We start from the raw sequence: 13,999 nt of genomic DNA on the forward strand, positions 1-13,999 counted from the left end.
AAGTGGGTCGTTAGCTCAGCTGGTAGAGCAGTTGGCTTTTAACCAATTGGTCGAAGGTTCGAATCCTTCACGACCCACCACTTTCTTCTCTCTCCCTTTCTCTTGTCATTGCATCTAATTGCCGCACTTTTTGTGTGGATTTGTCGTGTCTGTCCTACACTGAATCTGGTTTTACGTTCGTCCTGTCGAACGACGTTGTTCGTGGTCCATCAGAGTGGGAGTCAGCATGATGATCTGCAGAGGCGTTGCGGTCGCCACCTTTCTGGCGCTGTTGGTTGTTCCAGGCACAAATGCACATGACAATCTTGTTGAAAATCCGAAGTTTGAGATAGGAGTGCCGACCGGCTGGGCCACAAGCTCGTTTCGGGCGGAAGGGGTTGAGTATGCTTGGTCCCAGGCTCAGAAGACCGTCTCCATCCACATCGATCCGCACAGTCCCAATGATGCCCGCTGGCAGCAGGTGGTGGTGGTCAAGCCCAACAGCCGCTATCGCCTCTCCGGCTGGGTTCGGGTGCAGAAGATCACCCCCACCATAGATTCGCTGGACGTGGGCGGCAACCTGTCGGTGCTGGAGCCTTTGCCGGAGCTGGGCTCCTTTACCCACACCGAGCCGATGTTGGGGTCACAAGGCTGGCGCTATCGTCAGGTGGAGTTCGATACCGGCGAGCGCACCTGGCTTACCATCGCCCTGAGGCTGGGGATGTACTCAGGCCAGACGACGGGCAGCGCCTGGTTCAGATCTGTGCAGCTTACTGAGCTGGAGTAGCCCCGGGAAGCTGGCTGAGGAGCTTGTCCATCACCTTCTGGGTCTGCTCGGCTCGCCACTGGGCGTCCGCCTTACCCTTGAGTTTGAAGCCATCAGACGCGCGCCACACCTGGCGTTCGCCGTCGAACAGATCCAGGCGAATCTTCCTGTAATCCGCTTCTGTGGGGGTGACCGGGATGGAGACGCTGCCGCCTATGGCGGTGTTGCCGCTGCTGCGGCCGCCGCCGATCCCTATGGAGAAACCGGAGTCATTGGCCTCTGTTTCACGCCACAGACTGATTTGAAGCTTGTGGCTAGATTGGTCCACCAGTTGCCACCCGGTTGCCGCCAGGGCCTCTCTGAGCGCCTTTTCGGAGCGCTCGGCCGCCAGGGGTTCATCCTTGTGACGACTGGGCAACAGCTGCACCTGGTTGACGGTGGTGAAGTCGAAGCCCGGATCGTAATCCACGTCGCTCTTGGCGGCGCAGCCGGCTAGCAGCAGCAGAAACAGTCCTGTTATTGTTCTCATCTCCCCTCCATGGAATGGGTACTGGTGTCAGGTATTTACCGCCTTTTGCGGGCGGGCTTGCCCCAGGGAAACCACCCGGCTGCGACTCAGCTCGTCGGGGTGATTGAGTGCGGTGTTCAGCAGATCGAGCTTATCATGCATCATGCGCGAAATCTCAACCATGCTCTGATAGGGGTTGCTGGCCCGATGGCGGGTCAGATCGATGCGGTGTTGCAGGGCCCTGAGTGCGCCTCGATTGCACCCATTGGCCTGGCTGATGGTCTGGTCGATGGCGGCCTGACGAATTCGTTCCAGCTTATCCGGGTCGGTTTTGGCCAGGTGCATCATCTCGTCGAACGTGGGCAGCTCAGTCATGTTTCCCTCCGGCGAAAAAGGCAAACATCCTCTGTCTGGCGTACCACCACTCCTTGGCAAGACGTGTGTCGGGGCAGCTGTCGTTCTCCCCGAGCGACAGAGTAAATATTGACCTGGATCACGCTTTGGTCAAATGGGAAGGGAAGGAAGATGAGCGGTTTAGCTGCGACAACCAAAGAAAACGCGCCACCGGGGCGCGTTTCTCTTTAACCTATGGGTCGGCCCCGTTATCCGTTCCTGCTGTCGTAGAAGTAGGAGATGCGCTCCTTGGGACTCAGGTACTGGAAGGCTTCCGGTGTCAGCGCCGACGCGACGATGCTTCGCTCGATGGTCAGACCCTGGGTGTCGATGGCGATGGCCGCGGCCTCCTGGCGAGGGATGGCCGGATCGTAGACCAGCACCCTGGGGTAGAGCAGCTTCTCGGAATCCACCGAGGTTACCAGGCCGAACTGACCGCTGGAAAGCTGCACCACGCTGCCTGGGGGATAGACGCCCATCATCTTGATGAATTGCTGAACATAGTGATTGTTCAGTTTGTCCTTAAAGATCTTATACAGCATCCCCAGCACGGTGCCGGGCGGGCGGGTGCGGGTCTTGTCTCTGGGGTGACAGAGATCGTCATAGGTGTTGACCACCGCAATCAGCTGAGCCAGAGGTTCGATGTCGTTGCCCTTGAGTCCCTTGGGGTAACCACTGCCGTCGAGGAACTCATGATGCTGGCTGATCATGGCGGTGATGGAGCGGGGCAGGTGGCTCTGATTGCGCAGTAGCTCCTGGCCTAAAATGGGGTGGCGCTGCATCTCGCGCAGATCCGCCTTGGAGGGTTGCTTCTTGGACAGCAGAGACTTGGACAGCAGCAGCTTGCCACAGTCGTGAAGCAGTCCGCCCTGACCCACTACGGCGATCTCCTCCTCGCTCATGCCTACCCGCTTGGCCAGCATCATCGCCAGAACGGTGACGTTCAGGGCGTGGTAGGAGGGATCATCCGGGCGGATGTCATCGTTCATCAGGTGCAGGGTCACCTGACTGCCGGCACTGAGGCTGGCAGCCATCTGCTTAATCAGCTTGGAGCTGAGCATCAGGCCTTCCATGGGTTTCATGGGCAGGCGGTTGTTGATGGCTCGCAGCTGGGCCAGGGAGTCAGCGTACTCCCGTTCGTGTTTCTTGTATTCGCGGCGGAACTCCTTGAGTTCGCTGATCCCCTGCTGCTTCTGCTGCAGCATCTGCTCCTTCATCTTGTCCAGATCCGGGACACTGTCCGCCAGGTTGGGGATGGCGGGGGCGTTGAGCACGCCAGCGTCACTGCGCTTGAGATCCACGACGACGTGGGTCAGGCGCAGCTTCTTCAGCAGCTGGATCTGATCCCGGCTGCGAATTTTAAAGCTGTTGAACATGAAGGGGTGTTCACGCCAGGAGATGGGGAGACGAATGTAATTTCCCACCTGAAGCTGTTCCACCGCGACTTTTTGGAGGGTTTTGCTCATAAATGCCGGTAACTTCTTACGCTACCGGCATTTTATTCGCTTTGTGTTTGCACTGTCTAGAACTGATTGCCTGCCAGACCGGTCTGGTTGAGCAGTTCGGTGTGGGATCGCAGGCCATGTTCTACCCGATTTTCAGCGTCATCCATCAGGGTGAAAATCGGATCATTAGCCAGCATTTGCCCCTGCTGATCGGAGTAGGCGGCGGGGGCGTCCAGGAAATACTCTTCATCGCCCATGGCATTGAAGGTGAGCTGATGCAGCTCGGATCGGATGAACCAATGGCTTTCGGCATCCTGTTCAAACAGGCTGTCATAACGGACGGTGACGTTGTTCACCCCCTGGTTCAGATTAATCTGGCTGGCATAGGCGGGGACGCTCTTGCCGTTGATGGACACAACCCTGACATTCTCGCCCAGATTCAACGTGGCGGCGGATACAGACAGGGACAGGGCAGTGGCGCTAAGCAGAATTAAGGTTCTCATCGTTCTCTCCTCGTAACTGTTTTCTCCTTGCCCCAAAAAAGACCGGCCCAGGGGCCGGTCTGTTTCAAAAAAGTTGTCGAAATATTGTGCAAAAGTGTCTTTATGCCGGTTTCGGCGCCTCAAAGCGCAGCACAATGGCCGCCCCCTGAAGAGGAGATTCCTCGATGGTCATGGTGCCGCCGTAACCCAGTACGATGTCATGGACCACGGCCAGCCCGATCCCCTGGCCTGGGTTGCGTCTGTCGGCGCGCACACCTCGCTCCAGTACGGCTTCGCGCATCTTGGGTTCGATGCCCGGACCATCGTCCTCCACGATGATGGTGAGGGTGTCGTCCTCCACCGAGGCACGGATTCGCACCTGGCTGATGGCAAAGCGGTAGGCATTCTCCAGCAGATTGCCCATCATCTCCATCAGATCATCCTGGTTGCCTGGGAAGCGGGCTTCCTCTTCCAGCTGCAGATCCACCCGTACCTGTTTCTCCCGGTAGACCTTGTCCAGCATGGCGGTGAGCTGTTCCAGGGTGGGGGCGATGCTGACCTGTTCGCGGGTCAGGCCCTGGCGACCAGAGACCGCCCGGCGCAGCTGATACTGAATAATCTGATCCATCTGCCCCAGCTGGGATAACATCTCCTGCTGACGTTGGCTCTCATTGAGGTTGGCGTCCTCCATGATGGCATTGGTGGCCGCCAGCCGGGTCTTGAGGCTGTGGGCCAGGTCCTTCATGGCATGCTGATAGGTCTGACGTTGATGCTTCTCTTGAGAGATAAGCTCGTTGAGGGCCTTGGTGACCTCATCCAGCTCAGAAGGGTAGCCCTGACTCAGCTGTTCCCGCTCGCCGCTGAGGATCCCCTTGACCTCTTCGGAGAGGCGCCTTAAAGGGCGAAGTCCCCAGTAGCCGGCACTCACCAGCAGCAGGCCGGAGAGGGGGATGAACAGGCCTACCCGGAAATAGGTGGCGCGACGGGCACTGTCGAGTCGCTTCTGTACCTGCTCGGCGTTGCGCAACACCAGCAGGTCATACTCTTTGTTGTTGATGCTCACCGGCATGGGCACCACCGCATAGAGCTGGCTGTCAGCCAGGGTCACCATGTAGGGGGGCGAGGTGTCGCGTGCCAACTGGCGAACCCGGTCGCAGCTGTCCTGCAGGCCGCGGCGGCGTGCCTCCACCGAAGAGGTGTAGTGGTCGCGCATGCCGTTGACACAGGTGATCAGCAGGTAATCACTGGCGCGCCGGGCATGATCCGAGGCGTCCGATTCCAGCACCTCATTGCTTTTGGGGAGCATCCCCTCCAGCCGCAGCTCGGTGGCGATGGAGGGCAGGCGGGCGATGATGTCATTGGTCTGGTTGACGTAGAAGTCCTGGACCTTCTGCTGGTTGATCACCTCGGCCAGGGCCAGTGAGGCGACGGTGATGATCGCCAGGGAGGTGAGCATCAGCCGCCGCTGTAGCCGCGGCTGTTTGCTGAAGAGGATGGGGATCAGCCGCATACCAGATTGAACCTGTAGCCCTGACCACGGATGGTCACTATGGGGTTCTCCAGGCCACCCTGGCTCAGTTTCTTACGGACCCGGGAGATCATCACTTCGATGGTGTTGGGATCCCCCTCTTTGTCCTGATAGAGGATGTCCAGCAGACGCTGTTTGGAGATCACCTGCTGATGATGGCGCATCAGGTATTCCAGGATCTGGTACTCGAAGGCGGTCAGTTCCAGCTCCGCCTCTCCCAGGGTCGCCTGTTTGGCGGCCATGTCCAGAGTCAGGTGTTCGCACTGGATCACCGGCTTGACGAAACCGGCACTGCGGCGCACCAGGGCGTTCAGTCGGGCGATCAGCTCCTCAACCTGGAAGGGTTTCACCAGGTAGTCATCGGCACCGGCGTTGAGGCCGGCCACCTTGTCTTTCCAGTGATCCCTGGCGGTGAGGATCAGGATGGGCTGACGGAAGTCATTGTCTCTCAGGTGCTGAATCAGATCGATGCCGTCCTGATCCGGCAGGCCCAGATCCACCACGGCGATGTCCACCGGGTAGTTCTCAGCCAGATAGCGTCCCTCTCCGGCCGTTTCCGAGGCCATGACCTGGTTGCCCATCTCGGTCAGGCGGACCTTCAGGTGGTGGCGCAACAGGGCATCGTCTTCAATCACCAGTATCTTCATTGTCACCTCGGGTATTTGGCTGAAAGGGGAGGGCAGTTGCCCGGTGCCACTAAGGATAGTGCCTTTGCTCTGAATCTTTCCTGAACCATAACATAGCAAAGAAAAACTAACAGAGTATCTGATGGTTACACAGTTTCTCAGCAAAGCATACTTGACCGGTATCAAGGGAAAGGGCCGAGGGTCTGTATTTATATACAGTGTTGGGGTAGACTGGCGCAAAACTAGTCGATTGGGGGAGCCGAAATGGCAGTCATCGTTAAATACGTGGTTGAGCGGGATGGAGTGGAGAAAATGACCTTTGCCAGTAAAGCGGAAGCCGATGCTTATGACAAGATGCTGGATATTGCCGACGATCTGGAAGCGATGATCCAGGGCAGTGGTCTGGTTGAGCAGGAGGAACTGGTCGAATCTCTGGCACTCTATCTGGCAGAGCATAAGGAGGAGGTGGCCACCATCCTCAAAGGCAAGAAGAAAGCCCCCGCCCAGTCCGCCGCGAAGAAGCCCGCCCCCAAGGCTGCCGATAAGGCCGCCTGAGCATAAAAAAACCGGCTCGAGGGAGCCGGTTAGCAAAACCTTGCAGGAAAATAATGATGATACTCTGCCCATTTGCTGGCGAGTGTCGCTATTTTACCACTTTGGTCTAAAGGCCTGCTTACCCCCTAGGGGGTATTTTGCGGTCAGTTATTGCTGGAATTTTGTCCTGATCCGGTTCGCGCTCCAGGCGATCAGCAGGTTACACAGCATTACCGTTCCCAGAATCACGGCCATCCGCATCCAGGGCTGTTCGAAGGCGATGCGCATGGAGATCAGCCTGTGGGCGGTGGGCAGCCACACCAGCAGGGTGGAGAGCACCAGGCCCACCTGGATCACCAGCACAGACCAGGGACGACGGGTGAGCAGCAGCGCCGGAAGCAGGGCTACGGGCACCGCCACCAGGGCATTGCCATAACGCAGGAAGTGGGCGCCCAGCACCAGGTAGGCAAGGATGATCAGCAAGATTCGCCACCACATTTGGGGCCTCCGGTACAACTAAAGGAATTCGGCCCCTATTGTCCTACGTATTCAGTCAGTTAATCTGCGACTTGTCTCATAGTAACGGGTTTATTAACTACCTCTAAAGTAGTAAATGTCGCGTCGGTAGTCAGTGTGCTACTCGATATCGAAGCTGTAGTAGATATCCAGCGAGTCCTTGAGGGTGTTATTGATCCCCTCGATCCACAGGCGATTCTTCAGGTAGTAGCGTACCGTCACCTCGGTAATGGGCTCGAAGATGTTGACCCCGTACTTGAGGAAGATCTTCTCGCCCAGGTAGCCGCTGATGGCCACCTGAGTGTCGTCTCCATCCCCTTCGGTGCCGACCCGGACATCGCTGAAGCCCAGCTCTTCACCCAGGGAAGTGAGCATGCCGCCGGTCTGGGCCAGGCCGAGATTCACCGCCGCTGAGGCCCACAGGGCGTTGCCATTGTCTGTGCCGCCGAGCCCCCGGCCCTGGGTGATGTAGGAGAGGATCTCCTGCTGCTCCATGCTGGGGTTGGAGAACAGGGTCATGGTGGGCTCGGTAACCACTCCGGAGAGGCGCACCCCGGCGATGACGTTTTCCGACTTGATCTCCCTTATCGCTTCCACATCCAGGGTCGGCAGGCTGGGGGGACCGTTGAACAGCACTTTACCCCGACGTATGGTCAGTTGTTGGCCAAAGGCGCGGAATTTGCCCTGGTGAAGGCTGATGTCACCGAACAGCTGGGGCGTCTGATACGCATTCTGCCTCATGGTGAGTTGGCCGCCGAGCCTGCCGCTGATCCCCAGCCCCTCGACGGTGACCTCATCGCCGACATTCAGCTGAATGTCCATGGCGAAGGGCGCCGGTGGTTCGGCCTCGGTATCGGGGCGGTTGTCGACAAACTGAACGTCGTCGGTAAGGGCAACCCCCCCTTCGGGCAGCTGGGACAGGGTCAACGCCGCCTTGGGGATATCAATGCGGCCGGTCATTGCCATTGCGTTATCGTCCTTGCGGAACCTCAGGGTGGGAGAGGCTTCGGCAATCAGCAGGGGCGGCTGCAGAATATCCAGTCTGTCGCCAAGCACCTCGATGTCTGCATGGAGGATCTCCTTGCTCCAGTCCAGCCAGCCAGTGGCCTGGGCCGGCCCATCGCCCACCATCAGTTCGGCGCCAATGTCGGCTCTCTGACCGGAGAGATCCAGCTCTATCTCGATCTCACTGAGTTCTGTGGGGTTGGTGAGTGAGGCCAGCCGACCCTGTCTCAGATCCAGATCGCCATTGAGCAGAGGCGTGGTCAGATCCCCTCCCAGACTCAGGTTGGCGGTCACCAACCCCTCCAGAACCGCGATGCGGGGCAGGGCTTTGGTCAGGGGTGACAGATCAAAACTGTCGAGGACCAGCTCCCCGCTCATGGCATAGGGGGCCTGTGGCTCCAAATGCAGGCGGCTGCGGATCAGCGGCGCATCATCATCCAGTTCCAGGGTCAGGTCCAGGCCGGTATCGGAGAGGGTGGCATCCAGGTCCAATCTCTGCCAGGGCAGTTGCACCTCGGCCCGGCGTGGATCGGCCTTCACCATGACCGTGCCCTGGTCACTGTGCACTTGTGCCCTGAGCTGGGGCAGGTGTCCCGGCTGCCAGGTGGTGTCCAGTTCGGCGGTCAACTGGGTGTCCAGCGAGAGCTGAGGTGGCAGCAGGGGTTGTGCTGTCCTGGGCAGATCGGCGGTCAGGGCCATCTTCACCGCTCCCCCGCTGCCGACGTTGGCCGGAATCGGCAGACACAGGGTGGCCGCCGGTCCCTGCCAGCAGTGTTCGCTGATGACGAAGGCTTTACTGGCGAAGGAGAAGGTCACCGGTGCGGCCTCCTGTTGCTGCCACAACCCGAGAGGCGTAGTGACCTTGGCACCGGACAGCACACCTTGCCACCAGGTGAAGTTGGGGTCCAGCTTGCCCGCCATGGCCAGCTCTCCTCCCCAGGGGGTGGTGTCGCTGCCTTCCAGCCCAAGGATGGCGCTCTGTTCGGTGAGGTCACCATCGCCATCCAGGGTGAGCAGGCTGAACTTCTCACCCACCAGGTCGAGTTCGGTGGCGGAGAGATTCAGCATAAACCCATGGTTTTCCCTGGGCTGGTACCACCCTTTGGCCATCAGCCGGTTCAGGCGCTGGCTGTCGAACGCCAGTTGCTGACCCTCTACCTCCAGCTGGATCTTCGGCTGTTCGGTGGCGCCGCTGACCGAGAAGTTGACTCGTGCCTGTCCCTTGAGCCTGGGATCCCAGCGCTCCAGATCCGCCAGTGCCAGCATGCCCTGCATCTGCCACTCGGGCTCGCTGCCGCCGTCGGCGCTCAGCTGGCTGCCCCGATAGAGCACTTCCAGCTCTTTCGCCCGCGCCTTACCGTCGCTGCTGGCGGCCAGGGTGCCCTTCAGGGTGAAGGGGTCATTGTCGAAACTGCCCTCAAGATTGGCCTGACTGAGGCTGACCGACCAGAGTGCGCCGTCCCAGGCGCCTCGGGTCACCCCCTGGCCGCTGACCACCAGAGGCAGCCGGGGGCTTAGCGTCGACAGTTCCAGTGCCCGGGTGTTCAGTTGTGCCTGCCATGAGAGCAGGTTTCCGTATTGAAGCTGGCCCTTGAGATCGCCGCCGCCCCGCTCGCTCTCCAGGCTGGCCTGGTGCACCGTCAGCAGCCCGGGTTGATGCTCAAACTCTCCGCCGAGCCTGAAGGCGGGGTAATCCCACAGTTTACTGGCCCCTTCTATGGTGAGCCGCTGATGCTGCAGATCTCCTGAACTGCTGAGTTTGACGTCACTGACACGATAATCCGGAGTATCGCCAAAGGGCCAACTCAGCCGCTCACCGCTGAGCTGCAACTGGTAGTCGAGTTTGGGTGAGGCCAGGGAGATCTCCCCCGAGGCCTGGGCTTGCTGCTGGCCGGTGGCTGCGACATCGAATCTCAGCTCGCCCAGGCTGCCAGCTGCGGTGAGCTGCAGCGCCTGCCCTTCCAGGCCAGGTGTCCAGGGCAGCCTGGCAATGGTGCCCTTGGCTTTGGCGTCCAGAGGCCAGGGCCCCTGGAAGTCGAGACTGCCATAGAGGCTGACATTGGCCCACTCGTGTTCGGCGTCCAGCTGGTCCACCTGCAGCAGGGTGCCGTGCCAGTTCGCGTCGAACTCCCCTCTACTGAGCCGCTGAACCAGATCCCCGATGGTCACCAGGCCACGGCTCAGCTTGATGTTATTGGCTTCGATGGGGAAGGGCAGGGCCACCCTGGGCAAGGCGGCCATCGCCCAGGCGTCATCGCTGGCCTTGGCCTCTGGTGTCGGCTGTTGTGCGTCTTCCGACTGGGGAGCCAGGGGGATGTAGACCGCAATCTGGGTGGCATTGAGCCGGTTGACCTTGAGTTGGTTGGGGTCGAACAGGGCAGAACCGGAGAGCTGACCGACGGCAAAGTGCATATCGTTGACCCGGACCCGTACCCGGCTCAGTTCCAGCAGTTTGGCTTCAATGGTGAAGGGCAGGGCGAAGTGAGGGTCGCCCTGGGGGGCGGTCTCGGGTTGGGGCTGTGGCACGGTTTCACCCCCCAACAGGGCGGTGTCGATGTCCACCGCCACGCCATTGGCCATCAGGCGGTTGCTGCACAGAGTCTTGTGCAACAGGCAGCTGGGACGCCAGTCCAGGGTCAGGTTATCGACGGTCACCGTCAGCCCGTCGAGGCCGCGGTAGGCTACCTGGCTCAGGTGCAGATCCCGGTTGAGGCGTCCGCTGGCTTTCTCAATGGTGAGTCCGGGCACCAGGGCATCGGCAGCGGCGACCACCAGTGCGGTGCCGCCATGGGTGCCCACCAACAAAGCCAGAACCACCAGGATGGCCAGGGGCACGCCGAGGAGTATGCTGAGCAGACGCCGCCAGGTCATAGATCTGCTCCTATGGTGATGTGGATGCGCCAGGGCGGATCGTCTTCGCTGATGCCGTAGCCCACATCCAGTTTGATGGGGCCCACCGGCGAGATCCAGTGAAGTCCGGCACCTACCGAATAGACCGGAGTAAAGTCGTTGGTATTAAAGGCGTTACCGCCGTCGACAAAGGTCGCCAGGCGCCAGGACTCATTGACATAGTACTGGTATTCCAGGCTGGCGACGGCCAGGTAGCGCCCCCCAACCACCGCTTCATTGGTGTTGCCGTCGTCATCGGTTACCTCCACCTTGGGCCCCAGAGACTGATAGGAGAAGCCGCGGATGCTGGTGTCACCACCGGCGAAGAAGCGCATCGAAGGAGGCACCAGGGGCAGATCGGCGTTGTCCACCTTAGTCAGGCCGCCATCGAAACGGAACACAAACCTGTGGTTCTCCCAGGGGGTGTCTACCCATTTGAACTGGCCCTTTATCTGGGCCAGCGTCACGTCGGAGCCGGCACTGTCGGAGGCCACCTCCAAACTGTAGATCTGGCGAAAACCCCGCCGGGGATCCAGGGGGGAGCCCCAACGCTTGGTCTTGGACCAGCTGATGCCGGGAAGAATCAGGCTGGACTCGAAATCCCGTCCGCCCGTGCCCCAACGCTCCTCCAGCCAGCGCAGGTAGTAGTTGCGCATCCAGCCGTCGTCCAGGCGTGTCTGTCGGCCTACCCTCAGGCTGTACTGGTCGCTGTCAATGTTGCCGTACTGATCCCGCTCCACCAGGGCGTTGATCACCATTACATCGTCCAGGGGATGATCCAGCGGGATGCGGTAGTTGAAGTTCATCTGCGGGTTTTTGGAGAGCTCAAAAGTCAGCTCCTGGCTGTGGCCCGCCTGGTTGATTCTGGGGGTGCGCCAGGTCGCGGTGGCCCTGGCTCCGGTGTCGGTGGTGAAACCCAGACCCAGGTCCACCGTGTGGCGGGCAGCTGGGGTCAGTTGCACCTCAAGGGGCACCTGGTAGTCCACCGCCTTGTCGGTCTGGGGCAACACCCGCACGTCGCCGAAGTAGCCGGCGGACAGCAGGTTGGAGTTGAACTTGGCCAGGGTTGTGGCGGCATAGGGGGCGCCGGTCTCGAAGGGCACCATGGCCTCCAGAAGCCCGGGTTCCAGCTCGAACGGGGAGAAGTTCACCTCACCCAGTCGGTAGCGGGTGCCGCTGTCATACACCAGATACAGGTCAGCCACATTGGTGTCCCGGTTGACCTCGAGTTTGGAGACCGAGAACTTACCGTCGAAGTAGCCGCGCATCAGTCCCTCGGAGAGGATGCGGTTTTTCAGCTGTTGGTAGCGGCCGTGGTGCAGGACCTGTCCCGGCCTAAGGCGGGCGTTTTCCACCAGGGTGGTCATCGCCGGGTCGACCTTGGCATCCCCTTCCAGCCACAGCATCACATAGCGATAGCGTACCGGCTCTCCGGGATCGACCGTCAGGGTAACCGGCCAGATCGCCTGTTCCCGATCTATGGTTACCTTGATTTGGCCGTTGTAGTATCCCAGGGCAGCCATTGCCTCTTGGGCCCGCTCCTCCAGGGTAAACACGAAGGCGTTTCGCTCGGCACTGGAGAGGGGAAGCGGAGTCAGGTAGAGCTTAATATTGCGCCTGAGCGGCTCGGGCGCCCCGCGAACGGTCAGATCCACCAGCGGCTTATCACTTTGTTGCCGTTCCTTGAGTAAACGGAATTTACGTTTACGCTCGCCATCGCCCTCCTGATCGGCGGACGCGGAGTCACTGTCCAGGCCCAACAGAGGAAAGGTCAGCAGGTTGCTGGCCTGCGCCGGCAACGCGGCGCACAGCAGCAGCCACAACAGCAGGGTTGCAGCTCTCATCGAACTCTCCGCAAAAACGGGAGTGGGCATCGAGGGTACATTCCGGACGGGGACACGCTCATGGTAACCGGTAGTTAAAAGATAGCCTTGGCCGATAACAATTGGAAAAAAATCAGAAAATTAAGTCTGTGTGACACTCCTCTCATGATACCCGGCTCCAGGCTGATCAGGCCAGAAGAAAAGGCCGGTAGGTGAGTCAGTTGTCGCCTGTGTATCCAATGGGGTCAGAAACTCGCGATGATGGTATGGTGTGAAGCCCAATTGGATCATCACGGAAGAGCATACCCATGAGAATCTCACTGTTGGCGGCCGCCCTGTGTCTGTGCAGTGTCCCCGTCCTGTCTGCGCCCCTGGCCATCGCCATTCACGGCGGTGCCGGAACCATAGACCCCAATAAAATGAGTGCCGAGACCCAGGAGAAGGTGAGAGCCAAGCTTCAAGAAGCGGTGCGCTCCGGGTATGCCGTGTTGCAGGAGGGGGGAAGCAGCCTGGACGCGGTGCAGCAGGCGGTTCAGTTGCTGGAAGCCAGTCCGCTGTTTAATGCCGGTGTCGGTGCCGTCTACACCTATGAGGGGGCCCATGAGCTGGATGCCTCCATCATGGATGGCCGCACTTTGGAGGCCGGAGCGGTGGCGGGCGTGCGTCAGGTGAAAAGTCCCATCGAGCTGGCCCGGCGGGTGATGACCGATTCTCCTCACGTGATGCTCTCCGGACAGGGGGCGGTGGAGTTTGCCCTGGAGCAGGGGCTGGAGCTGGTACCCAACCACTACTTCGATACCGACAACCGCTACCAGAGCCTGTTGCGAGCCAAGAAGAAGATCATGGAGAACCAGCGGCACACTCAGGACTACAAGGCGGCAGTGGACCGCCTGGATCCGCGTTACAAGTACGGCACCGTCGGGGCGGTGGCCCTGGATGGTGATGGCAACCTGGCGGCGGCCACCTCCACAGGCGGCATGACCGCCAAGCGCTGGGGCCGCATCGGTGACTCTCCGGTGATCGGCGCCGGCACCTATGCGGACAATGGCAGCTGTGCCGTTTCCGCCACCGGTCACGGTGAGTACTTTATTCGCTACAACGTGGCGGCGGACATCTGTGCCAGGGTGAAGTATCAGGGAGTCAGCATCGACCAGGCGGCGTCGGAGGTGATTCACCAGGTGCTCAAGCCGGTCGGCGGCACCGGTGGGGTGATTGTGGTCAGTCCGAAAGGGGAGATTACCATGCCCTACAACACCGGCGGCATGTACCGGGCCAGCATCGACAAAGAGGGGCAGGTGTCGGTGAAGATCTGGGATAAATAGCGAAACGGGCCGGTAACATACCGGCCCTCTTAAGTCTTAGCCCTGGGCCTCGAAGTCGTCTTCGCGCAGCAGCGCCTTGCCATCGCCACCCACCACCCTGAGTTCACGGTGTGGAGCGATCAACCGCCCCGGCACGGCCGCAGACGATGGCTGAGGCGGACAAAGGGAAACCCGCTGAAGGAC

The 13,999-nt window shown here is 60.1% G+C and carries 12 protein-coding genes and 1 tRNA gene; 4 read left to right on the forward strand and 9 right to left on the reverse strand.

The window, feature by feature from the left end; translation table 11 throughout:
- Positions 1 to 4 precede the first annotated feature (4 nt).
- Both G505_RS0116115 and G505_RS0116120 read left to right on the forward strand, forming a co-directional pair.
- A tRNA-Lys gene (locus tag G505_RS0116115) sits at positions 5 to 80 on the forward strand.
- 254 nt (positions 81 to 334) lie between these two features.
- On the forward strand, positions 335 to 766 hold the full coding sequence (locus G505_RS0116120) for a hypothetical protein (protein WP_157509255.1): 432 nt from the start codon (positions 335 to 337) through the stop codon (positions 764 to 766).
- On the opposite strand, the gene G505_RS0116125 is transcribed toward G505_RS0116120, so the two are convergent.
- The 6 genes from G505_RS0116125 to G505_RS0116150 form a co-directional block, all read right to left on the reverse strand.
- Positions 750 to 1,274, reverse strand: a complete 525-nt coding sequence (locus G505_RS0116125; protein WP_028110488.1) for a DUF4136 domain-containing protein — start codon at positions 1,272 to 1,274, stop codon at positions 750 to 752. The two genes, G505_RS0116120 and G505_RS0116125, sit on opposite strands and share 17 nt — an antisense overlap.
- 27 nt (positions 1,275 to 1,301) lie before the next feature.
- Complete coding sequence (locus G505_RS21805; RefSeq protein ID WP_051216338.1) at positions 1,302 to 1,628, reverse strand: DUF3135 domain-containing protein; 327 nt, start codon at positions 1,626 to 1,628, stop codon at positions 1,302 to 1,304.
- A gap of 227 nt (positions 1,629 to 1,855) precedes the next feature.
- Positions 1,856 to 3,112, reverse strand: coding sequence for an HD-GYP domain-containing protein (locus tag G505_RS0116135; protein ID WP_028110489.1), 1,257 nt, complete (start codon positions 3,110 to 3,112; stop codon positions 1,856 to 1,858).
- Positions 3,113 to 3,168: 56 nt separating this feature from the next.
- A complete protein-coding gene (locus G505_RS0116140) occupies positions 3,169 to 3,594 on the reverse strand; it encodes a DUF2057 family protein (protein WP_028110490.1) in 426 nt (141 codons plus the stop codon).
- Positions 3,595 to 3,694: 100 nt separating this feature from the next.
- Positions 3,695 to 5,083, reverse strand: coding sequence for an ATP-binding protein (locus G505_RS0116145; protein ID WP_051216340.1), 1,389 nt, complete (start codon positions 5,081 to 5,083; stop codon positions 3,695 to 3,697).
- Positions 5,074 to 5,748 (reverse strand): response regulator, encoded by a 675-nt coding sequence (locus G505_RS0116150; RefSeq protein WP_028110492.1) that lies wholly within the window; start codon positions 5,746 to 5,748, stop codon positions 5,074 to 5,076. The genes G505_RS0116145 and G505_RS0116150 overlap by 10 nt, the downstream gene beginning before the upstream one ends.
- A gap of 243 nt (positions 5,749 to 5,991) precedes the next feature.
- Between G505_RS0116150 and G505_RS0116155 the strand changes: the two genes are divergently transcribed.
- Complete coding sequence (locus tag G505_RS0116155; RefSeq protein WP_028110493.1) at positions 5,992 to 6,282, forward strand: YebG family protein; 291 nt, start codon at positions 5,992 to 5,994, stop codon at positions 6,280 to 6,282.
- Between the two features lie 147 nt (positions 6,283 to 6,429).
- Here G505_RS0116155 and G505_RS0116160 read toward each other — a convergent pair whose 3' ends face one another.
- The 3 genes from G505_RS0116160 to G505_RS0116170 all read right to left on the reverse strand — a co-directional run bounded on the left by G505_RS0116160 (position 6,430) and on the right by G505_RS0116170 (position 12,515).
- Positions 6,430 to 6,759 (reverse strand): hypothetical protein, encoded by a 330-nt coding sequence (locus G505_RS0116160; RefSeq protein ID WP_028110494.1) that lies wholly within the window; start codon positions 6,757 to 6,759, stop codon positions 6,430 to 6,432.
- A 138-nt stretch (positions 6,760 to 6,897) separates the two neighbouring features.
- A complete protein-coding gene (gene tamB / locus G505_RS0116165; RefSeq protein WP_028110495.1) occupies positions 6,898 to 10,653 on the reverse strand; it encodes an autotransporter assembly complex protein TamB in 3,756 nt (1,251 codons plus the stop codon).
- Positions 10,650 to 12,515, reverse strand: a complete 1,866-nt coding sequence (locus G505_RS0116170) for an autotransporter assembly complex protein TamA (RefSeq protein WP_051216343.1) — start codon at positions 12,513 to 12,515, stop codon at positions 10,650 to 10,652. The genes tamB and G505_RS0116170 overlap by 4 nt, the downstream gene beginning before the upstream one ends.
- Before the next feature lie 287 nt (positions 12,516 to 12,802).
- Between G505_RS0116170 and G505_RS21810 the strand changes: the two genes are divergently transcribed.
- Positions 12,803 to 13,816: an isoaspartyl peptidase/L-asparaginase family protein gene (locus G505_RS21810; RefSeq protein WP_035385497.1), complete on the forward strand. Its 1,014-nt coding sequence runs from the start codon at positions 12,803 to 12,805 to the stop codon at positions 13,814 to 13,816.
- Positions 13,817 to 13,999 lie beyond the last annotated feature (183 nt).

The sequence above is a fragment of the Ferrimonas futtsuensis DSM 18154 genome, assembly GCF_000422645.1.
Lineage (GTDB): Bacteria > Pseudomonadota > Gammaproteobacteria > Enterobacterales > Shewanellaceae > Ferrimonas > Ferrimonas futtsuensis.